Annotated in this window: 25 protein-coding genes; 2 read left to right on the forward strand and 23 right to left on the reverse strand. The window is 58.4% G+C overall.

Annotation, left to right across the window (positions count from 1 at the left end):
- The 23 genes from rrp42 to MCP_RS13440 all read right to left on the reverse strand — a co-directional run bounded on the left by rrp42 (position 1) and on the right by MCP_RS13440 (position 19,205).
- The gene (rrp42, locus tag MCP_RS13330; RefSeq protein ID WP_012901372.1) at positions 1 to 780 is read right to left on the reverse strand and encodes an exosome complex protein Rrp42; all 780 of its coding nucleotides are present in this window, start codon (positions 778 to 780) and stop codon (positions 1 to 3) included.
- Positions 773 to 1,537, reverse strand: a complete 765-nt coding sequence (gene rrp41 / locus MCP_RS13335; protein WP_012901373.1) for an exosome complex exonuclease Rrp41 — start codon at positions 1,535 to 1,537, stop codon at positions 773 to 775. The genes rrp42 and rrp41 overlap by 8 nt, the downstream gene beginning before the upstream one ends.
- The gene (gene rrp4 / locus MCP_RS13340) at positions 1,534 to 2,208 is read right to left on the reverse strand and encodes an exosome complex RNA-binding protein Rrp4 (RefSeq protein ID WP_128860075.1); all 675 of its coding nucleotides are present in this window, start codon (positions 2,206 to 2,208) and stop codon (positions 1,534 to 1,536) included. Before rrp4 ends, rrp41 begins: the two co-directional genes overlap by 4 nt.
- 57 nt (positions 2,209 to 2,265) lie before the next feature.
- A complete protein-coding gene (locus tag MCP_RS13345; RefSeq protein WP_012901375.1) occupies positions 2,266 to 2,961 on the reverse strand; it encodes a ribosome assembly factor SBDS in 696 nt (231 codons plus the stop codon).
- A gap of 12 nt (positions 2,962 to 2,973) precedes the next feature.
- Complete coding sequence (psmA, locus tag MCP_RS13350) at positions 2,974 to 3,744, reverse strand: archaeal proteasome endopeptidase complex subunit alpha (protein WP_012901376.1); 771 nt, start codon at positions 3,742 to 3,744, stop codon at positions 2,974 to 2,976.
- Between the two features lie 7 nt (positions 3,745 to 3,751).
- Positions 3,752 to 4,261: an Rpp14/Pop5 family protein gene (locus tag MCP_RS13355; RefSeq protein WP_012901377.1), complete on the reverse strand. Its 510-nt coding sequence runs from the start codon at positions 4,259 to 4,261 to the stop codon at positions 3,752 to 3,754.
- A gap of 51 nt (positions 4,262 to 4,312) precedes the next feature.
- Positions 4,313 to 5,071, reverse strand: a complete 759-nt coding sequence (locus MCP_RS13360; protein ID WP_012901378.1) for an ABC transporter permease — start codon at positions 5,069 to 5,071, stop codon at positions 4,313 to 4,315.
- Positions 5,068 to 6,051, reverse strand: a complete 984-nt coding sequence (locus tag MCP_RS13365) for an ATP-binding cassette domain-containing protein (protein WP_012901379.1) — start codon at positions 6,049 to 6,051, stop codon at positions 5,068 to 5,070. Before MCP_RS13365 ends, MCP_RS13360 begins: the two co-directional genes overlap by 4 nt.
- Positions 6,052 to 6,127: 76 nt before the next feature.
- Positions 6,128 to 6,814, reverse strand: coding sequence for a ribonuclease P protein component 3 (gene rnp3, locus MCP_RS13370; RefSeq protein ID WP_012901380.1), 687 nt, complete (start codon positions 6,812 to 6,814; stop codon positions 6,128 to 6,130).
- Positions 6,804 to 7,232, reverse strand: coding sequence for an RNA-binding domain-containing protein (locus MCP_RS13375; protein ID WP_012901381.1), 429 nt, complete (start codon positions 7,230 to 7,232; stop codon positions 6,804 to 6,806). The genes rnp3 and MCP_RS13375 overlap by 11 nt, the downstream gene beginning before the upstream one ends.
- Positions 7,229 to 7,819 (reverse strand): 50S ribosomal protein L15e, encoded by a 591-nt coding sequence (locus MCP_RS13380; protein WP_012901382.1) that lies wholly within the window; start codon positions 7,817 to 7,819, stop codon positions 7,229 to 7,231. Before MCP_RS13380 ends, MCP_RS13375 begins: the two co-directional genes overlap by 4 nt.
- 706 nt (positions 7,820 to 8,525) lie before the next feature.
- Positions 8,526 to 8,936, reverse strand: coding sequence for an NADH-quinone oxidoreductase subunit B family protein (locus MCP_RS13385; RefSeq protein WP_012901383.1), 411 nt, complete (start codon positions 8,934 to 8,936; stop codon positions 8,526 to 8,528).
- Positions 8,933 to 9,523, reverse strand: a complete 591-nt coding sequence (locus MCP_RS13390) for a 4Fe-4S dicluster domain-containing protein (protein ID WP_012901384.1) — start codon at positions 9,521 to 9,523, stop codon at positions 8,933 to 8,935. The genes MCP_RS13385 and MCP_RS13390 overlap by 4 nt, the downstream gene beginning before the upstream one ends.
- Positions 9,520 to 10,449 (reverse strand): respiratory chain complex I subunit 1 family protein, encoded by a 930-nt coding sequence (locus MCP_RS13395; protein WP_012901385.1) that lies wholly within the window; start codon positions 10,447 to 10,449, stop codon positions 9,520 to 9,522. Before MCP_RS13395 ends, MCP_RS13390 begins: the two co-directional genes overlap by 4 nt.
- A complete protein-coding gene (locus tag MCP_RS13400) occupies positions 10,446 to 12,038 on the reverse strand; it encodes an NADH-quinone oxidoreductase subunit C (protein ID WP_012901386.1) in 1,593 nt (530 codons plus the stop codon). The genes MCP_RS13395 and MCP_RS13400 overlap by 4 nt, the downstream gene beginning before the upstream one ends.
- 7 nt (positions 12,039 to 12,045) lie before the next feature.
- Positions 12,046 to 12,321: a hypothetical protein gene (locus MCP_RS13405; protein ID WP_012901387.1), complete on the reverse strand. Its 276-nt coding sequence runs from the start codon at positions 12,319 to 12,321 to the stop codon at positions 12,046 to 12,048.
- Positions 12,318 to 13,226 carry a CoB--CoM heterodisulfide reductase iron-sulfur subunit B family protein gene (locus MCP_RS13410; protein WP_012901388.1) on the reverse strand — a complete coding sequence of 303 codons (909 nt, stop codon included), beginning with the start codon at positions 13,224 to 13,226 and terminating at the stop codon, positions 12,318 to 12,320. The genes MCP_RS13405 and MCP_RS13410 overlap by 4 nt, the downstream gene beginning before the upstream one ends.
- Positions 13,189 to 13,494: a hypothetical protein gene (locus tag MCP_RS13415; RefSeq protein ID WP_012901389.1), complete on the reverse strand. Its 306-nt coding sequence runs from the start codon at positions 13,492 to 13,494 to the stop codon at positions 13,189 to 13,191. The genes MCP_RS13410 and MCP_RS13415 overlap by 38 nt, the downstream gene beginning before the upstream one ends.
- Positions 13,491 to 13,934 carry a 4Fe-4S dicluster domain-containing protein gene (locus MCP_RS13420; RefSeq protein ID WP_012901390.1) on the reverse strand — a complete coding sequence of 148 codons (444 nt, stop codon included), beginning with the start codon at positions 13,932 to 13,934 and terminating at the stop codon, positions 13,491 to 13,493. Before MCP_RS13420 ends, MCP_RS13415 begins: the two co-directional genes overlap by 4 nt.
- Before the next feature lie 113 nt (positions 13,935 to 14,047).
- Positions 14,048 to 14,815 (reverse strand): sugar phosphate isomerase/epimerase family protein, encoded by a 768-nt coding sequence (locus MCP_RS13425; RefSeq protein WP_012901391.1) that lies wholly within the window; start codon positions 14,813 to 14,815, stop codon positions 14,048 to 14,050.
- Between the two features lie 475 nt (positions 14,816 to 15,290).
- Positions 15,291 to 16,550 carry an MFS transporter gene (locus tag MCP_RS13430; RefSeq protein WP_012901392.1) on the reverse strand — a complete coding sequence of 420 codons (1,260 nt, stop codon included), beginning with the start codon at positions 16,548 to 16,550 and terminating at the stop codon, positions 15,291 to 15,293.
- 132 nt (positions 16,551 to 16,682) lie between these two features.
- On the reverse strand, positions 16,683 to 17,954 hold the full coding sequence (locus MCP_RS13435; RefSeq protein ID WP_012901393.1) for an MFS transporter: 1,272 nt from the start codon (positions 17,952 to 17,954) through the stop codon (positions 16,683 to 16,685).
- A 27-nt stretch (positions 17,955 to 17,981) separates the two neighbouring features.
- The gene (locus MCP_RS13440) at positions 17,982 to 19,205 is read right to left on the reverse strand and encodes an MFS transporter (protein WP_012901394.1); all 1,224 of its coding nucleotides are present in this window, start codon (positions 19,203 to 19,205) and stop codon (positions 17,982 to 17,984) included.
- Positions 19,206 to 19,410: 205 nt separating this feature from the next.
- Here MCP_RS13440 and MCP_RS13445 point away from each other — a divergent pair, with 205 nt between their 5' ends.
- Positions 19,411 to 19,608, forward strand: coding sequence for a DUF1328 family protein (locus tag MCP_RS13445; RefSeq protein ID WP_012901395.1), 198 nt, complete (start codon positions 19,411 to 19,413; stop codon positions 19,606 to 19,608).
- Between the two features lie 222 nt (positions 19,609 to 19,830).
- On the forward strand, positions 19,831 to 21,213 hold the full coding sequence (locus MCP_RS13450) for a cation:proton antiporter (protein WP_012901396.1): 1,383 nt from the start codon (positions 19,831 to 19,833) through the stop codon (positions 21,211 to 21,213).
- The last annotated feature ends 97 nt before the right edge of the window (positions 21,214 to 21,310 follow it).

A 21,310-nucleotide genomic window follows, 5' to 3' on the forward strand; every position in this document is an offset into this window, starting at 1 on the left:
TTAGATTTCCTCCAGTTTTTGTCTGAGCACGTTCGCCTTCTCTTTTGCGATATGCACGATATATTTTACTTCGTCGGGAGTAAGCGTGCCTACGCCGCTCTTCTGCATCCCGGCCAGCGCGCCCTCTTTGTTAGTGATAACGGTCAGCTTGCACGACGCCACGTTCTCCTCGTCCAGGCTCGGGTCCAGGATGATAGAGCTGCCGATCTTTACGGCAGTGACGCCAACGGGGACGTCCTCGAGCGGGAGTTTCGCGTCTTCGCCGAGGCCGAACTTTGCGTTCGGGATCTTCGCGCTCATCAGGGCTGCGATCGCGCCCATCGAGGCTGCGTCCATCAGGTTGCCGTCGTGGTCCAGGACGTGGACGTCGATGAAGACCATCCAGACTTTCTGACCACTTTCAATGCACAACTTAGATAAATCTATCGCTTCGGATTCCCTGACGCCGCGGTCTACGACGCGGGCCAGCTCGATGGCATCTTCCCTCGGGGGCCCCGTCTCGAACGTTGGCGAAGCAAGGGGCACGAGCTCGAGGTTCGTGATGATGACGCCCTTGTCGGGCGTGTCCATGAACGGCTCTCCGGGCTGGATCTTCACGCCGACGACAACCCGGGAGTCCCCGATCATCACGTCGGACGAGCCTTCAGCCTTGCCTATGACGCCGACCTTAATGGTCACCGGCCGGAACTCGTCGAACTTTCGGCCGTCGGCCCGGTCGCCCTGGCTTGCCAGGCTATAAATGTAATCCTTCTTGATCTCTGCGATGACGTCCTCACTCATTGGCAACGCCTCCGTTCGCCTTAGCCTCTTCTTCCGCGGGCTGCGCGACCATGGTGCCGTACTTCTCCACCAGGGCCTGCTTCTGCATCTCGTGGAGCTTCTTGCATCCATCTACGGCCATGTCCAGTGCCTTGCCGAACTCTTCCTCGGTCAGGTGGCCGTCCATCTGGCAGAGCGTGACCTCGCCGAACTGGTTGACCGCAACGGGCAGGTCTGCCTGGCCGTAGTTGTCCTCATCCTTGTTCAGGTCGAGCACGACCTCGCCGTCGATCTTGCCGACCGAGCAGGCCGATACCAGGCACCGCATGGGTATGCCGGCATCCGCCAGCGCGACCGATGCGGCGTTGATGCCCGCGACCCGGGTGCCCGCATCCGCCTGCAGGATCTCGACGAAGATGTCGACCGCCGATCTGGGGTATAATTCTTCCAGGACGACGGACTCGAGCGCCTCACGGCTGACCTTGGAGATCTCGATGCTCCGCCTGTCCGGGCCGGGCCTCTTGCGCTCCTCGACGGAGAAGGCGGCCATGTTGTACCTGTACCGCACGATCGCCCTCGAGGCGTTCTGTAAGTGTCTCGGGTGTACTTCCCTGGGGCCGTACACGGCAGCCATCACCTTGTTGCCGCCGAACTCCAAATAGCATGAGCCGTCCGCCCTCTTCAGGACGCCGGCCTTGAACTTGATGGGGCGCAATTCGTTTGGTCCTCTTCCGTCCAGCCGCTTCCCATCGATCATTAATTTTTCTGGCTTGGTCATGTCGTATTCCTCAACTGTTCCAGCTCTGTGCTGATGTACTCTTTGATCTTATCAGTAAGCCCTGACGTGTGCGCCTCGCGCTCGATCTTGAAGACCGTGCGTATGGCCAGGTCTACGTACTTGTCGTCGCCTTTCATCCAAATTCTTCCGTTCTGTCCGACGAAGATACTCACGTTCAGGTCCTTCTTGAGCATGCTGATCATGGAGCCGTTACGCCCGATGACGCGGGGGATCTTGACGTGCGATATGTCGATGACCCTTCCCTGCTTCAGTATGCGTAAGTGCTCGTCTCTCATCGTAAGCTCGACCTTCATTGTAGGGTCGACATCCTCCACGCGGGCGATGATCAATTCGCCGATGTGAAGGTACTTGCCCATGTTCGCGGGGTCCACGCGCTCCGGGAACTCGGAGATGTGAAGCATCCCCTCGTAGGGCGAGTTGATGTCCGCGAACCAGTTCGAGAACGTCATGTCGACGATCTTGCCTATGACGAGGTCGCCCCGGGCGGGTATGTACCGTCCGGAAAGCGGTATGACCTTGATGTTCGTCCGCCTGTCCACGAGGCCGTAGTTGGCGGAATATACTCTTCCGTCCTGCACGTAGGTCCCGATCCCGGCAAGCTTCGGATCCTCCCCGAGCATGTCGCCCGGGACAACGATTTCCCTCTCCATATCCATTCCTGTCGCATAGTTGCGTGTCGCAATACTTACGTTATCGTAATATATGCGTTATCGCAATAGTTTAGTCTCCGCCTCGCCCTTCGAAAGCTTATTGACGAGGTCGTAGAACTCCGGCTGCATGCCGGCTGGTATCTGCACGACGCCTATCCATGAGCCGTCGTTCTGCCACTCATCTCTCACCATCTTGCCGAACGCCGCGATCTCGCCGAAGGCGCGGGCCGCGTAGTTCGCGGGCACCTTCACGGCGACCTTGACTTCCTCGAAGCGGATCGGGATGATGGGCCGGATGGCCTTCATGGCCACGTTGACGTTCTCCTCGACCGACTTCGACAGGTCGATGTGAACGCCGCCCTCCTCCATGGCCCTCTCGATGCGGGCCGGCGGATGGGGCGCCATGGTCTGCGGGTTGATGGCGTTCCTCGATATGAAACTGACCACCTGGCGCCTTTTTTCTTCCAGCATACGGTGCCGCTGATCCGCCGTGAGGTTGATCTCGCCCTCGGTAATTATTTTCCTGGCGATCTCCTGCACGTTGGTCGTGCCGAAGGCCTTTATCAGGTCCTCCTCGGGGACGCGGTCCCCTCTGGAGGCGTTCTCGAAAACATCCTCTACCGCGAGCACGTCCTCCATCCTGACGGGAGCGCCCTTCTTAAGATCGTAAGCCCTGTCCGGGTCGACAAGTATCTCAAAATGCTCGCCGTGCGTCTTGAGCTTCGCGACTACGGCCTTATCGAGCGTCACCATGGCGATGCGCCTCTACTCTTCGCTGCTCCTCTTAGCGGGCTCCGCGCCGGGCTTCGTTACTCCGGCCCTCTCGACGTAATCCTTTACCTCGGCCTCGCTCAGCTTGCGGAACTTCCTCGTGGCCGCGTCGATGACGCCGATCTCGATGGTCGGCATCTCGCCCTTGGATTCCATGGACTTGTAGAGCGCCTCGATGCCCAGGAGGATCACTTCGTCCAGGCTCATGCCCGTGTTGAAGCGGTTCTCCAGCATCTCCATGACCGTGTTGCGGTTCGCGCCTATGGACACGGCCTTGTACTCGTAGAGGGCGCCCGAAGGGTCGGTCTCGAAGAGCCGCTGGCCGGTCTCGTCGATGCCCGCAATTAAAAGGGCACTGCCATACGGCCTGACGCCGCCGTACTGGGTGAACGTCTGTATGTGATCGGAAATCTTTTTAGCCAGGATCTCAATGCTGATGGGCTCGCCGTACGTGATATGGTTGACCTGGGCCTCGACTCGCGCCTTATCGACTAAAGCCCTCCCGTCGGCGACTAAGCCCGAAGCCACGGCCCCGATGTGGTCGTCGATCTTGAAGATCTTCTCGATGGACTCGGCCTCGAGCAGCTTGGTCGAGATCCGCTTATCGACGATCATCGCGATGCCGTCCTTAGACTTGAGGCCCATGACGGTTGCGCCGCGGCGCACGGCTTCCTGGGCATAGTGGACCTGGAAAAGCCTTCCATCCGGGCTGAATACGGTGATGGCCCGGTCGTAACCCATCATCTGGGGTGTCATCTGCTGCATCTTTCTCTCACTCCTTTAATGACCTTAAATCAAAAGAGGTAAGGCTTACATAGTGTGCGTTAGCCCGTTTTAGTACCTCTTTATCGTCCGGAACCATTTCAAATTCCTCTCCTCTCTCCCTCACGACCGTTCCGGACATGTTGCTAATCGGCTTAGAAAGGATATTAGTGGCAGATATATTTTTCAAGGGCATATATTTTTCTATTGCTGCCCGGATGGTGCCCGCCACGCCGAGTATCCTGATGGCCGCCCTGTTACCCTTTATGGCGCATACGGTGGACATTGCCGCCCTGGCGCTCTCCACGGCATTCAGGTTCACTCTCATGATGCCCCGCGAGCCGTTGAAGTCGATGAGCCTGTAACCTATCTCGCTGTTTCCAGTGTCGCCCACGAGCGTCTGGGTGGCGAAGAATATCTCGTCAAGTAAAGCCTTACGGTCGACGGGCTCGCTCTCGCAGGCGACCTCGAAGGCGATGTACCGCTTCTTCTCACGCAGGGACGAGGGCAGGATTTTCATGTTACTCTCAATAGCGAATCTAGATACATAATACTAATGCAAATTCACCCTCTACTTCGTCCTCGTGAAGGCGTAACTCCCTACGATGACCATGACCACGTCGAAGAGCGCAATGACCGCGATGGTCTGCCAGAACGGCAGTATGGTCTGCCAGGCGCCGCCCATTGTGACGGCCCGGAGCGCGTCCACGCCGTAGGTCAGCGGGTTGATGTAGAAGACCCACTTCAGCCAGCCCGGGAGCGTTGCTACGGGGAAAAGGGCCCCGCTCAGGAAGAACATGGGCATGTTGACGAACGTCATGATCACCCCGAAGTTCTCCAGGCTGTCCAGCACGCTCGCGATAATGAGGCCGATGCACACCAGCCCGATGGTGACCAGGATCATCAGGGGGATGACCTCGAGGGTCATGGTCAGGGTGATGGGGATGCCGATGAAGAACCCGAGGGCGTAGACGATGATGCCCTGCAGCAGGGAGTTGGTGCCCACGCCCAGCATCTTGCCGATGAAAATAGAAAGTCTCGACACGGGCGCGACTAAGATCTCCTTCATGAACCCGAACTGCTTGTCCCATATCACGGAGATCCCCATGAACATCGCCGTGAACAGCAGCGTCTGGCCGATGATCCCCGGGAAGAGGAACTCCTGGTACTTGTATCCCGTCTGAGCCCCCACGGACATGCCCAGTCCAGTGCCGAAGATGACCAGCCACAGGATGGGGGTGACCACCGAGCTTACCAGCCGGGACTTCTCCCGGAGGAGCCTGATCACCTCCCTCTTCCAGAGCGTGTAGATGCCCCTAAGCTCGCTCATGGCCGCCTCCTCATGCGCATCATGGCCGACATCTCTTTGCCCTTACTGTCCCTCAGGGCCCGGCCCGTGTAGTGCAGGAACACGTCGTCGAGCTGGGGCTCCTGGACGGAGATGCTCTCGATGTAGACCTTGTGTTCCGCCGCGATGTTGATGACCCGGGGAAGGAGCGTGTGAGCGTTCTCCACGGTAAGCTTTACTTCCTCGCCCGCGATGACGGCGCTCCTTGCGATGCCCGCCTCCTTCACTTTCTCCAGGAACAGCACATTATTCCTGGTCTTCAGGGTAATGGTCTCGCCTCCAAGCTCTTCCTTCAGCTTTTTGGGCGTGTCGAGCGCGACGATCTTGCCGTGGTCCACGATGGCGATGCGGCCGCAGAGCTTATCCGCCTCCTCCATGTAGTGCGTGGTTAGAATGATGGTGATGTTCTCTTTTTTAATGAGCTCCCGGATGTAGGACCAGATGTGGTCCCGGCTCTGGGGGTCCAGGCCGATAGTGGGCTCGTCAAGGAAGAGGACTTTAGGATAGTGGATGAGGCTGCGGGCGATCTCAAGCCTGCGGCGCATGCCGCTGGAGTAGGTGCTCATGAAGTCGTGCTGCCGGTCCTCCAGCTCGACCAGCTTTAAAACTTCGTCGATGCGTTTGCCCATCTCTGACCGGGGGACGCCATACAGGTCTCCGTGCATCGCCAGGTTCTCCCGGCCGGTGAGCTTATCGTCGATGCTCGGGTCCTGGAACACGATGCCGATGGACTTGCGGACCTGCGATGGCTGCTTGACCACGTCGAAGCCGTTGACGGTGGCCGTGCCCGAGGTCGGCCTCAGGATGGTGCAGAGCATGGAGATGGTGGTGCTCTTGCCCGCCCCATTCGGGCCCAGCAGGCCGAATATCTCGCCACTCTCGACGTCGAATGAGATGTTGTCTACTGCGGTCAGGCTGCCGAACTTTCTGGTCAGGTCCCGCGTTTCAATGATATGAGCCATGCCTTCGCCTCTTCTATTAAATGACTACGAACGGCCTTATCGGATATATATTTACAGGGCAATGCGAAAAAACAGGTCAGGGAAGGAGTTCTACGCCTTCCATTATGTATCCTGGCGAGCGCCTTTTCAATATCTGCGAAGGATAGTATGACATGCCTTTTAGCGCATCCTTATCGTTCATGCCAAAAAGCCGGCACAGCGATACGACCGCGCGCACGTCGCGCATATCGTAGTGCGACATGGCCCCGGACACCACGACGAAGGGCGTACCGTACTTTTTCGCCAGCGCCAGGTTCGTCTTATAGTTGGACAGCATCCTCACGCGGGAGCCGCCCTTGCTGCAGATGATGGGCACCAGCTCGAAGCCGATGGCGATGTGCTTGTCGGCCGCCAGCTTCGCTAAAATGTGGTTGATGCCGCTGGTCTTGCCGTCGGGAGGGTGGAGCAGGATGTCCACGCGGTCGTCCTCGCATGCGGCCCTGTTGATGGCGGAGTCTCCGCCGTGAACTGCAAGGACTTTCACCCGGCTCCGGAACCTGTCGACCTGCCTTCGCAGGTCATTAGCGTTCTTCGCGACCACTTCAACGCCCTGGATGATCTCAAACCCCTCTATGGGGCTGACTTCGAGGAAAAACTCGGGGTGGTTGGCCACGCAGATGCCCGAATAGCCGAGGCCTCTGGCGGCCAGCGCCAGCCGGGAGGCCGTGCTGCCTCCCTCGGGATAAGCATGGACCGAAAGGTCATAAAAAGCGTCATCGGCCATTGAAGTACTCCCCGAGCTTCTTCAGGCAGAGCTCCTTTTTGGCCGGGTACGCCTCTACCCTGGCCCGGATAGCGATGGAGTCCTCGGCATACGAGGTCCGGATGTCGCCCAGGTACGCGTCCTGCTTGGAGAGCTTAAAGAAGAAATCGCAGTCCCCGGTGACGCGCTCGGGCACTTCCTTGATGAGCTCCTTTAAGTCTGATCCCGGAAGCTTAGAAGTTATAAGGTCAAGATACTGCCGGGCCGCCTTCTTTTCAAGACGCGCGCGGAGAATGGTGATGGGATTATCAAAATAGCCTTTTGTCTCTTCTTCCTCAATGGGAGTTTCGGGGGGAAGAACGTTCGCGAGGGCCTGCCTGACCCGCGCGACGTCCTCAGTTACGTGTGATTGTGTCCTAAAAAGGATATAATGGATCATTTACCCCGTCTCTCGTGGCTGCCGATGGAAGGCCTGGTCTTCTCGGTACCCATGCCCTTCCTGCGCATGCCTCTGCCCTTTACGCCCGCGCTGGTCAGGCCCCTCTCGGCCCTGCCGCGGTGCGATGAGCCGGCGATCCACTTGAGATCCTTGTCGGCCAGCACTGACGGGTGGTGCGGGTCTATGAGAACGACTTCATACCACTTGTAGCGGCCGTCCTCGCCTACCCAGTAGGAGTTCATGACTTCCATGTTCCGGAACTTCTTGGACGCCCTTTCCTCGGCGATCCTCTGGATGCTCTTCCGCCTGGTCAGCGTCCTGAGGCCCATGTGCTTGGACTTGCGGCCCCTGACGTACCTGGACTTGCGGCTGCCGCCTCTCCTGACGTGGGAGCGGACGACGATGATGCCCTGCTTTGCCTTGTAGCCGCACTCGCGTGCCCTGTCGAGCCGGGTCGGCCTTTCTAATCGCACGACGGCGGGCTCACGGCGCCATACCTGTAAACGGTCCCAGAATAGCTTGCCCACATAGGACTTGTCCGGGCGTTTCCACGCCTCGCCTATGTAGTGATACATTGACTTTGCCATTAGTTTCGTGTCTCCATATGTTTCACGGTTCAGCCTCGTTCTGAGGCTACATTCCGGCGGGAGTTTTAGTCCCACGTCTGAAACTGCGTTCCATCATAACTTGTGCTAGCATATAAACGTTTCGTATTTTATCCATTTGAAATAGAGCTAGTTCTCCTTATCCTTCGCGGGTCGCTTCTATTAGATTATGGTGCGCTTCGCGGGTCGACGCCCCGCTGTTGCGGGGCTACTCGGTGTTCCGGGTGCTCCTATGTCGGGGCCGGGCTTGCACCCTACTCGCCCGGCCGCTGATGCGGCGGGCTCGTACGCAAGCCCTGCTCGAATTGGCATCAGCCAAAAGCGCCTTTTTACCCTTCGGTATAAAAGGCCATTACCCCGCCATTATGCACGAGCGCTCCGCGCGGCGAAGCATCGGCCTGATGGCCGACTGATGCCCGGAACGCCTCGACGACCGCGGACTAAGTAGTAATAATAACTTAGCGTCGCTTCGTTCATGGTTCGTTGTCTTATTCGTTTGCCATCAGGCAATCATGCTTCGAGGGTCAGCGAGGGAGCGAAGCGAAGCGGAGTCTCCCTTCAGCCTCAATAAAAGAAAGATGGGTGCCAAACCATCCATTATGTTACAGGCCAAACCATCCATTATGTTACAGGCCAAACCATCCATTATGTTACAGGCCAAACCATCGATAGTTATGTAGTTGAAAAATTAGAATTTTCTCATGACTTTCAATATACCATCGATGATGGCCTCGGGCTTCGGGGGGCAGCCGGGTATCTTCACGTCCACGGGGATGATCTTCTCGACGGGCCCGGCGATGGAGTAGTTCTCGTCGTCGATGAAGACTCCGCACGAGGTGCCGCAGGCGCCCATGGCGATGACCCTCTTGGGCTCCGGGGTCTGGGCGTAGACGCGCTCGAGGAAGGGCTTCGTGTGCAGCGGGACGGGGCCCGTGACGAGCAGGATGTCGGCGTACCTGGGCGAGGCTACCCACTTGATGCCGAGCCTCTCCAGGTCGTAGCGAGGGCCCATGCACGCCAGTAGCTCGATGTCGCAGCCGACGCAGCCGCCGGCGTGCGCGTGGTAGATCCAGGGTGACTTTTTAATGGGGCTGCTCATATGAACTTCCTCGGGTGGGTGTCCCACTCGATGCTGTACTTCCGCCGGCAGTTAACGCACACGGTCAAGTATTTTTCCATGTCCTTCTCCACGATGGCGGCGGTCTCCGGCTTCAGGTTTTTCAGGGTCCTATCCCGGACGACGGCCACATACTTTTCGGTGACGGGCATGTACTCGCCGCAGATGCGGCACTTCTGGAGCTTCAGCTTCGTATCGACCGTGGGCCTGGGCTCCTCCGAGCCGTGAGACAGGCTGACTCTCCCGGTGTCGGTCTCGCCCTCCTTCTTAGGCTCAAGGGTAAGCTCAAGCGCCCTCTCCGGGCATACGTCGGCGCAGCGGCCGCAGAAAATACATCTTAGGCCGTCGATGGATACGGTCCGCTCGCCGTCCGCGTCGGTGAGGCTCGTGGCGCCGCTGGAGCAGCGCTCGTTACAGGCGCCGCATCCGGTGCACAGGTCCGCGTTCCGCCTGGGCAGCCAGCGGAAGTTCTCGGCAGTAAAGCCGTAGCTCTCGTCGACCGTGACGGGCTTCCGGAAGAAGTTCAGGGCCAGGTCGCCAAAGGCCTTCAGCTTTCCGACGATGCTCATATGATATACGCCCCCAAAACGGCCCATCCCACGGCCAGCAGCGATATGAGCGTCGACACCCGGAAGAGCCACTTCGTGGCCTGGTCGATCCTGAAGCGGGCGAACAGCGCGTTCGTGAACCCGATGGCCGCTCCCACCAGCAGGATGCCGGCGGCGAATATGACCCATGACAGCAGCCCGGTCGAGGGCACCCACAGGAATAGGTCGACGAAGAACGCCGAGAGCGTGAACAGCATGATGAGCTTGACGACCTCCAGGGTGCCGAGCAGCTTGCCGCTGTACTCGGTGGTCAGCCCGCCGACGATCTCCGAGTCCGCCTCGGGGATGTCGAACGGCTTGACGTGCAGCTTCACCAGGATCGCGATGAACACGGCCACTGCCGCCAGCGGGTTCACCAGGATGTTGAACCCCATCATATCCCGGATGGACAGCGTATTGTACGTGATGGCCAGGGCGAAGGTTCCAAGGATGAAGGGTATCTCGTTGGCCAGCATCAGCTCCACCTCTCTCACGCCGCCCATGGCCGCGAAGAGCGAGGCGCTCGAGATCCCGCCCACGATGATGAAGAGCGTGACGAATATTAACAGGTAAAATATGACGACGAGGCTGAAGCTGTAGTCGAAGGCGTTCCCCGCCACCGGGACGAACATGGTGACCGAGAGCGCGCAAATTAGCGCCAGTACCGGGCCCCATGTGAAGAGCGTGGTGGCCGTATGGGGGATGATGGTCTGCTTAGAGAATAATTTGATGATGTCGTATAAAGGCTGCAGCACCTTGGAGCGGTTAATGTCCTGCCATGCGCCGGGCATCCACAGCAGGGGGCCCCGGCGGGACTGGACGCGGGCGAATATCTTGCGGAGGTTGAACGCCAGCACGATGCCCACGGCGAACGCGATGAGCGGGTTGAGCCAGGCCAGGTTGATCACTGCCTGCCTCCCGGCGTCCGCTTGTGATCGACAAGCGTCCTCATGTCGACAACGCTCTTCTCATTGTTCTTTATGATGGCGACCCGGTCGGTGCAGGAGAAGCAGGGGTCGATGCTCCCGATGATGGCTGGAACGTCGCCCACCCAGCCGCCCTGGATGAGCCTGAGCATGATGTGAGCTGTCAGGAACGTCGGCACTCGGATGCGGACGAAGTCAGGGGTGTTAGTGCCGTTGGACGCGACGTGGTAGAGCAATTCGCCCCTCGGGGGCTCGCTCTTGGAGATGGCCTCGCCGCACGGCAGCTCGTTGACCTTAGTGGCGAGCCCGGCGGGCGCCGTCTTGATCTTTTCGCAGCACTGCTCGGCGATGTGCATGGACATGAGCACTTCCCGCATCTTCACCTTCATCCTGGCCAGGCTGTCGCCGCCGTTCTCCGTCACGATGTCCCAGTCGACGTCCTCGTAGGCCTCGTATGGCGAGTTCTTGCGCACGTCGATCCTGAGCCCGCTGCCTCTGGCGGTCGGGCCGACGGCGCCGAGCTTTACGCTGTTCTCGAGCGAGAGCACGCCCACGTTCTCGAGCCTGCCCACGAGCACGTCGTTCGAGAGCGCCTGGTCGAAGAACTCGGGCACTGACTTTTTCATGATCCTGAGCTTGTTCAGTATGAAGTCCGCCTGCGCGGGCGTGATGTCCCGGCGGATGCCGCCAATGGTGATCAGCCCGTGGGTGACCCTCTGGCCGGACACGACCTCCAGGCTGTCCTGCATCTCCTCCCTGACGCGGAGCGAATGCATGAGCATAGTGCGGAAGCCGGTCAGGTCGCCGATAAGGCCGACGGCCAGCAGGTGGCTCTGGATACGCTCCATCTCGCATAATAGCGTCCTGGCCAGCTTCGCCTTCGGGGGAATGTCGATGGAGGCGATATCCTCCACAGACCGGGCAAAGCTGAGAGCGTGGTGGGAGTTACAGAAGCCGCAAATGCGCTCGGCCAGGAAGATATCCTTGTAATAGTCCCGCCGCTCCATCAGCTTGATCACGCTGCGGTGGTTGAATCCCAGCTTCAGGTCCACCTTCTTCACTACCTCGTCCTCCACGGACATCTTCAGGAAGTTGCTCTCGATGAACGCGGGGTGGTAGGGGCCGTAAGGGATGGCGGTGACCGGCAGGGTGACGATGTTGTCCCTGGGCGTGGTCGCCGGGGGCGCCGCGTTGATGCGCTCGGTCTCGTGGTCGGCCTCCGGCCTGCCGTTCAGGTACATGTCGTCCCAGTTCAGCGGCAGCCACAGGTGAGTGGGGTTCGGGTGGCCCTGCACCTTCACGCCTAAAAATTCGATAAGCTCCCGCTCCGACCAGTCGGCCTGGTCGGTGATAGGCGTGATCGACTGGACCACGGGGTTCTCCCGGTCCAGGTACGTCCTGAGTATCGTGTGCTCGCTGGGCTCCTTCATGTCGAAGCAGAAGTAGTAGTTGACCTTGATGCCCCGGACGCCCATGTCCACGCCCGAGGCGTAGATGAGCCGGGCTCCCCGCTTCAGCAGCTCCGTCACGTTATCGGAGATGGCGTCAGGCCTGATCTCCACGATGTTCATCGGGGACTTACTTATCCTTCATCCCCCCGAACGGCGTCTTCGGCCCGTACATCTCCTTCGTGTTCAGGTATACCTCGTCGGCACCGCAGTTGAAGTTCTCGTCCACGTTCCTGTACTCCGGGAACAGCGAGGGTATGATGACCGAGAAGAATATGTAGAACGATACCAGCGAGGCCAGCTCGGCGAACAGGAAGAGCACGATGAGGCCCCAGTCGGCGAAGAATAGCGCGCCAAGCACGCTGGTAACGAGTATGAATATGGCTATGATGAAGTATGGCTTCATTTCGATTTGATCTCCAGTTTTTCAATGAGCTTATCGACCGGCGCCGTCCGCATGTAGCGCATGCCGAAATCGTCCGGCTTAAGGCCGTACGAGATCGCCAGTAGCTCCGCCAGGTGGATGACTGGCACGTCGAAGTTGTACCCGTCCTTCTTTCTCAATGTCGCGATGGCCCGCTCGAACTGGTCGTAGCACCCCGAGCAGACCAGGACTAATGCGTCCACGTTCTGTTCTTTTATGGCATCGAACTTCCGCTTCGCCCGGTCGTAGGTGGCGAACTCCCTGTCCGCCAGGTTCGCCTGTAAGCCGCAGCACATGCGCTCCAGGCCGTACGGCACGACCTCGTCAACGAGCGCCTCGTTGAGCTCCGTGAAGTACTTTACCAGGTGGCCGTCCTGGAAGATGCGCATGTGGCACCCGGGGTGGATGGCAACCTTGATGGGCAGCTTCCGTGCCTCCCTGCGTATTCTATCGATCCCCACGTCCTCGTAGAGGACTTCGAGCAGGTGGCGAACTCGGATGTTGGCGTCGAAGTGCTTACCAGCGGCGGCGAGGTAGTGGTTGACCTCCTCCAGCGCCTTCGGGTCCTCGTTGAGGACCTTATTAGCTTCATAAAGCGTGACGTAGCAGCCGTTACAGGAGACCATGACGTCACGGCCAGCCTGCTCGGCCTGCAATAAATTGTAGGAGGCGAGCGTAAGCCAGACACGCTTATCGACCGATATCCAGACCCCCGCCCTGGGACAGCAGGTGGACTTCGTGAGGTACTCGATATCCACGCCTAGCCGGGGCAGCGTCTTCATGATGGCCGACTCGGCCCAGGGCATCTTCGTGGGCATGACGCAGCCCAGGAAGTGCGAGTATTTCGCCTTAGCTTTTATGGCCTGTACGGTCGTTTGCTCGTTCATTGAACTTGTACTCCATCTTTTCCAGGTCTAGGCCCATCTTCTTGTCGATATCGAGCGCTTTGACGATATTCTGTATGTCCTCCACCGCCTCTTTATATTTATGCGCCGTGGGCGGTATCGGCTCGATGCCCGCCTTCGTCCGGGCTTCTATCAGCTCGTCTGTCACCGGGTACAGCAGCCCGATGGAGAAGTGCCGTATAAGCTGGGGCTTCACCGAGGACGGCAGCGGGATCTTTACCGGTCGCCTCCACGGGTATAGTTCCTTCATTTAGTGATACTCCGGATGATCTTCATGCCTTCCTCGCGGGTGACGAACTTGATGGCCTTGGCCGAGCACACCTTGATGCACTCGGGGTCCCCGCCGCACATGTCACATTTGGCCATTGCCTTGAGGCCTCTTTGCATTTGCGGTATGGATATGGGGCATGCCCACACGCACGCCTTGCACCCGATGCAGAGCATCTTGTCGATGGTGACGAAGCCTGTGGCCTCGTCCTTCTTTATCGCCCCGGCGGGGCAGGCGGCCATGCACATCGGGTCCCTGCAGTGCTGGCAGTGGACTCTCACGAAGTCGCCGTGCGGGCCGTCGATGACCTTGCAGAGGGAAAGATCGTAATTGTAGGTCTTATAATTCCTAAAAGAACACGCGGTCATGCACTGCCTGCAGCCGGTGCACAGGCCGGGGTCGTGGACTATTACCTCAGTCATAGGGTTACCTGGTGTATGCACAACTCATACGAGTTGTTAAACAATGTTTAATGTTCCGTAGTCATATATTTTCTCATGCGTGCACCTAATAAGTGAAAGGCGGCGGCCTCGATTTAGAATAGCGTGCGGAGGATGACGTCCCTCGCCCGGATGACGTTCCCGTAGTCGTTGAGCTCGATGATCATGCGGTCGTGCATCTTGAGTAAATTCAGGTCCAGTATGCCGTCTCCCGGGCAGAGGTGGGAGTCCTTGTCGCCCATGTTGTCGTTGACGTGCAAGTAGGAGATGCCGCCCAGCCTGAGGAACGATACCGGGTCGGGGCAGGTGATGGCGTGGCCCACGTCGATGGTGACGCCGCAGCCGCAGTTGCGCCTGAACTTATCCAGCTCTTCGGCGCTCGTGCACAGGTATGTGGGCTTATTGGGCATGTTCTCGATGGAGAGGGTGACGTTATGTCCTTTCGCATAGTCGGCCGCCTCGCCCAGCACCTGCATGGCGTACTCCATGCACATCTCCCAGATGCGAGGTAACGGCTTGTGTATGATGCCCGGATGGGTCGTGACGTGGCTCGCCCCGATGCCGGCCGCCATGTCCAGGGCCTCCTTTAATTGCTTAAGCGTCTCCTCCCTGATGCCCCGGTTCACGCTGGCCGGGTTCAGGTCCACGGTGGGGGCGTGCAGGTACACGTCCAGGCCGTTGTTTCCCGCGCCCAGGAGCTTCTCCTTCCACAACCCGGAGCGGGGCCACATGGGGCCCTCGCACAGTATCTCCATGGCGTTAAAATTATCTTTGATGGCCGTATCGGCCCACGACTCCGGCGGCCTCATGAAGATGGAGAGCGTCGAAAAGCCCAGCCTGATACCCTTCGCTTTTTTCATCATATTACGTGTATGAGGGATTTCACTAAAACTTTATTGGAAGTTTCTGCCCCTCGTCTACTTCTGAAAAATCGTTTTTACTCTCGCATTTGAGGCACTAAGCATGCAGAGGCACTATTTTCACCACAATGGCACGAAGCGCACGGAGATTCACAAAGCTTTCTTTTAAATGTGAGTCACCAAGGCCTCAGAGAAGGCTTTTTGTGTAAAGAGGCACGAAGGGGACAATGACACGATGGCAAAAAGTGCTCTTGTTCATTCCATTGTGCCATTGTATCCTTTGTGCCCTATCGCCAATGAACCGGTCTTTGTGACCTCTGTCCCTTACATTTTAAAAAAAGTCTTAGTGAGCCTTCGTGAACTCCGTGCCATTGTGGTGAGAATAGTGCCTCCGTCAGCTTAGTGCCTTAAACAACAGGCTTGATGAAATCAGGAAAAAACAGGTAAGTGTTATAGTTTAAATATGGAATTGCCGGCCTCATTGCCCGACGGCAGCCTTAGTGCGGGCGGGCTCGCGGTGGCCGTCCTCGTACTTACGGAAGAACCGGAAGTAGAGCACGGCGGCCGCCAGATAGAATAAACAGGTCGCGGCGTAGGGCAGCAGGTAGGAGCCGTAGGACATGAGGATACCCGCAATAAATGAGCTGACGGCGATGGCGATGTAGTTGCCCATGGAGGTGAGGCTCGATACCGAGGCCATCTCCTCGCTGTGCACGATCTCCATGGAGAAGCTGTTGCTGATGGGCACGGACATGTTCATGAACAGCATCCTGAGGACGTAGGCGGCACCTGCGACGTACAGGTTCGTGGATATGGCGAGCACGATGAGGAAGGGTATGGACATCAGGTAGGTCAGCGACACGGTCTTGACCTTCCCGATGCGGGAGACCATGAAGGGCACGGCCATTGCGCCCACGGCCATGGAGGCCTGCGCCAGAGCAAAAATAAGGCCTATCTGGCCCGGCGAGGCCGAGAGCATCTTGCTGAAGTAAACGTTAAAGAAGGGCACGATGAGGCCCGCGCCAAATCCTATCAAACAACTTATCGTCACCAGCCGCTTCACGACGTTCGACGCTGCCAGCTCCTTGATCATTGAGCCCAGCTTCGGGGCCTCGACGCAGACCTTCTTTTTCTCCCTGAGGAAGAACAGGGGAATGATGGACACGACGGATACGGCCAGCGACGCGTAAAGCGTATACCGGAACGAGAGGATGTTACCCCCGTCGACGCCGAACACGGACGACCATACCTGGGGCAGGTATCCGCCGATGGCCATGCCCATCACCGTGGCCACGACGAACAATGCAAAGTTGAAGCTGAATAAATAGATCCGGTCCTCGGCCGTGCTGTTCTCGACCATGAAGGGCGCGGCGATGATCGTGGGGACGGTAGAGACGATGCCGCTCAGGAGGCTAAGCAGGAGCAGCCACTCCTGGCCGGTCAGAATATACAGTAAGAACGATACGATGCTCGATAGGATGCAGGAGACGAGCAGGCTCTTTTTACTGCCAATTCGGTCGCACACCTGGGCCGCCGGGAAGGCGAACACGCCCGTGGCGATCATGGTGGCCGATATGATGAGGCCGAGGAACTGCTCGTTGTACCCGAGCTTGATGATGTATAGGTTAAAGATGACGCTGGCCATTCCCACGTATAATGACGTAAGGAAGCTGAAGGCCAGGTACATCCTGGCGTTCGTCGAGAAGTTCTTTAGGGCTTGAACGTAATTACTCATCATCCGGGCATCCCCTCCTTTCTAAAGGTTTAAAATAATTCCAAATAAAGATAGTTTGTGGTTTTTTCGGCTCATTACGTGCCTTATCATGGTTTTGGGCAGCTTATATCGTCCGCTTTCCATGCGCCACCCCTCCTACTCCGGGTCCACGACGGCCGTACAGGCGGCCTTCGGGATGGGCGTGGCCATCATCAGGGGACGCTCCACGTCCCTGAAGTAGTAGTACAGGAGCGCGGCCGTGATGAGGTAGAAGGCGCAGGTCGCGATGAACGGCAGGATGTAGTTGCCTCCGGCGATCAGCAGGCCGCTTACCAGGGTGCTGGCGGACACGGCCACGTAGTTCCCGGTCATCATCATGCCCACGGCGAAGCCCTGCTCCTCCCTCTTTATCTGCTCCATCTGGAAGCTCGTCGTGGCGGGGCCCGCCATGTTGATGAAGAACATGTAGGCCACGTAGGCGCCGGCGGCGGCCAGGAAGCTCTTCGTGAGCGCCAGCCCCATCAGGAAGGGGGCTGCCAGTATCTTCGTCGCCACGGCGGTCCTTATCTTGCCCATCTTCGAGGTGAGGTAGGGCGTGACGATGAACCCGAGGATCATGACGCCCCCTGCGACCGCCGATATTATGCCGACGTCGAGCACGCTCATGTGGAGCGACTGGGTGAAGTAGACGTTAAAGTAGGGGACGATCATGCCCGAGGCGACGCCGAAGGTCAGGCTCGTGAGCGTGAATTTTAAAATGTCCGGCGAGAGCCGGATGTCCTTGAGCGAGAAGGTCGAGCAGTGGCATTTCGGGGCGGCCTTGTTCTCCCTGACCAGGACCATCACGGCAAGGCCCATCACGAGCAGTGAGACGGCCGAGAGCAGCGTCAGCCGGAAGCTGTCGACCTGAAGCCCGGCGAACGTGCCCCACAATCCTGGCGCGACCCCGCCCAGCGCGCAGCCCAATATCGACGCGATCCAGCTTATGGAGGAGTTGGCGCTGAACACGTGCACCGTGTCGTCCTTCCTGCAGTTCTCCGCCAGGAGGGGCGTCAGCGTCACGGAGCTTATCGAGACGAACACGCCTCCGGCGATGCTGAAGAAGATCAACGCCCAGGGGGAGGAGAACAGGTACAGGGGCACGGCTGCCAGCGTGGAGAACAGGCCGGAGATGATCATGAGCTTCCTCTTGTCGAAGCGGTCGCAGAGGATGCCCGCCGGTATGGACATGGCGGAGGACGCCAGCACGTGCGTCGAGAGCACCAGCCCGAGGAAATCGGCCCCGTAACCCAGGTTCAGTATGTACAGGTTGAACAGGATGCCGTATATGCCCGTGTACAGGCAGATCAGGAAACTGCGCAGCAACAGCAGCTTCACGTTCTTATGGAAGCCGCAGATCGTGCGAACGTACTCTTTTAAGATATCCATACCCCCTCGACTGTAAGTATCAAGCTTTCACGCGGAGAGTTTATATCTTTGTGCCTGTTCCACGATGGCGCTGTCAGGCGATCTCTCGGCGCCCCTGAAGTAGCGGTAGAGGAGGCAGGCCGCGAGGACGTAGGCGACGCACGTCGCGGCGTAAGGGACCAGGTAGTTCCCCTGCGCCATGAACAGGCCGCCCAGGTACGTGGCCGCCGCGACCACGATGCCGCTCACCGTGGACATGAACCCGATGGCGAAGCCCCTCTCATCCGGGTCTATCATCTCCATCTGCAGGCTGGTGAGCGCCGGCCCGCCCAGGTTCATCAAGAACATCCTTGACGTGTAGGCGAAAGAGCCGACCATGAAGTTCGTGGTCAGCGCCATTAAGATCAAGAACGGTATGGACGCCATCTGCGTAAGCGTGGTGGCCCGCACCTTTCCCAGCCAGGAGGAGATGCGGGGCGTGATGGCGAACCCTACGACCATGAGCGCGTTGGTCACGGCGAACACGATGCCGATCTCCGAGGGCCCGGCGCCCAGCACTTTCACGAAGTAGATGTTGAAGTAGGACACGATGGCGCCGGTGCCCACGCCGGTGAGGGCGCTGATGAGCGTGAACCTGAGCAGGTTCGGCGAGAACTGTATCTTGAGCGGCTTTCGCCTCGAAGGGGCCGGCTTCCCGTCCTTCATGAGCAGGAGCATGGACCATCCGGCGAGGAGCAGCCCGAGGGCAAGGAGCATGGCCATCCTGTACTGCCCGGCGCCCGGAAGCAGCCGCATGATGATACCCGGCATTATGCCGCCGGCCGTGCACCCGACGATGGACGCCATCCAGCTGAACGCGGAGTTCATGCTGAAGATGCGGACCGTGTCCCTCTCGCAGTTCTCCGTGAGCAGCGGCGTGGCGCACACGGCGCCCACGGACCCGCACAATCCTCCCAGGGCGCTGAAGAACAGCAGCACCGCCGGCGAGCTGGTGAGGAACAACGGCACCAGGGAGAAGAAGGACAGCAAGCTGAAGAGCAGCATCATCTTCCGCTTGTTGAAGCGGTCGCAGAGTATGCCTGCCGGCACTGAGGCTATCGACGAGGTCAGCAGGCTGACGGCCAGCATCGTCCCCAGGAAGTCCTCGTGGAACCCCAGGTCGAGAATGTAAAGGTTAAAAATGACGTCGTAGATGCCCGTGTATACGCTCAGGATGAACGAGCGGATGATGAAGAGCCTGACGTTCCTCTGTAGTATGCCGGTAATGGTCACATCCCCCTCCTTGCGGTAGATGGGGGAGATTACAATAAACCTATAAATCCTTCTGCTTGCCTGAAAAGCCTTTAAAAATCAAAAACAATCCATTACGAAGCCGTATGCCTGCGCTTTCAATGCAAAACGGCCTGAAAACAGCTTAAAAATTAATCAAATTTTATATGGATAAAAAAGATTCTGATTCTTAGAGGTGGGTGATTCAATGGATGGTCTCATCTGGCTGGCAGTACTGTTCCTGGTACTGGCGCTGGTCGCCTACATTCTCGGAGCTAGAGGAATTGCCGGGTTCAGCATGGAGATCGCAAGATGGCTTGTGATCATCTTTGTTATCCTGGCGATCATCGTGTTCCTGTTCGGAGGCAGGGTGTTCTTACCGGCACCGCTGTTCCTGAACGGCTAGCGATCCGCGGGATGTTCGGATCATAGTCGATGGCGATGGCCCATCGACTATCGTCATAGTACCAGAGAGGGCGTCCTATGGATAACGGCCAGAGTTATCCGGGCGCTCCCAACTATCCTTTTTTAAGCTAACAGACAAGTTCAAATATTCAGACATTGTATGGTACTGCAAGGGATGGAACAGGCGGCTTACGATAGTTGCCGGCCTATACGGAGTATTACAGTGTTATCGACAAGCCTTCTATTATCGGTACTGCTCATTCTTGTCGTCGGCAAGGCTTTGGGGATCGTGGCCGAGAAGGTCGGGATGCCCTCGCTGGTGGGCGAGCTACTGACGGGCATCATCCTTGGCCCCGTGGCCCTCGGCATCATCCAGCCTGCTGCCGCCGGGGCAGAGGACCCCCTCCGGTTCCTGGCCGACCTGGGCATCATCTTCATGATGTTCCTGATGGGCCTGTCGATCGATATCGAGAGCGTTTTCAAGACCAACGCCAGGAGCGCTACGTCCATCACGCTCATCGGCGCCGCGCTCGTGTTCACCTTTTCCACCGCCATCATGGCCGCCGTGGGCATGGCGCTGGGCCAGGACATTTACTTCTCCGTGCTCCAGGGCCTCATCATCGGCATCGGCCTCACGTCCACTTCTACCGTCATCGGCTTCCGTTATTTGACGGACATCGGCGACCGCTTCTCGAACGTGTTCAAGACGCTCGTGGCCGTCGAGGTCACGGACGGCATCTTCTCGATCATGGCGCTTGCCGTGCTCCTCTCCATCGTCGGGGTCATTTCCACGGCCTCCGGCAGCGCCATCGATACGAACGGCTTCATGTCCGAGATCGGCTGGTCAACGTTCAAGCTGTTCCTGCTGATGCTCGGCTTCATCATCTTCGTGATAAAGTTCGGAGGCGTAGTCACGGACACGCTGCTGGGCGTCTCCAGGAAGAGCGGCGGCGAGCAGTCCAGCCAGGCCATCATCACGCTATCGCTGATCGTCCTGTTCGGCGTGGCCACGATGAGCGACTGGCTGGGCCTGACGTACGTCATCGGCGCGTTCCTCGCAGGCGCCATCCTGGCGGGCTCCCCGTACACGAGCACGGTCATCGAGCCGAGGATCAAGGCGATCGGCTATGGCCTTTTCATCCCGATCTTCTTCGCCTACACGGGCATCTCGATGGACTTCGGCGCCCTGCTCCAGGGCCCTGCCCTGATAGTGCCCGGCGGCATCCATCTCCCGCTGTACCTTCTGCTGTTCGCGGGCCTCCTGGTCATCGTGATGGGCGGGAAGTATATCGGTACGATCGCGGGCTGCGCCCTTTCCGGCGGGTATAAGGATAATGAGCCGAGGCGTATCGGCTTTTCGCTGATGTGCGCGGGCGAGGATGCCCTTGTCATCGGCGGTATCGGTACCTCGGTGCTTTTGAACGGCTCGCCCCTGGTCACGTCGGAGCTGTTGTCCATCATCGGCCTTGTGGTGCTCGTTTCTTCGCTTATCGCGCCTATTCTTATTCAGCGTTCGTTCAGGGACCAGGATTATTCTCCGCCTATTGCGCCTCGTACTAAGCAGAGTCTGGGCGGTAAGCCTAAGGGACGTGTAAAGGGCCTGTAGTTGGCTCTTTTTTGTTTTGGCTTTTGTGTTTTGGCTTTGTATTGTGGCAAAATTTTTATATAGCATTAGTACAATTAGGAGTCTGCGCCATTTTTCG

Origin of the sequence: Methanocella paludicola SANAE, assembly GCF_000011005.1 — an archaeon.
In the GTDB taxonomy this organism is placed as follows: Archaea; Halobacteriota; Methanocellia; order Methanocellales; family Methanocellaceae; genus Methanocella; species Methanocella paludicola.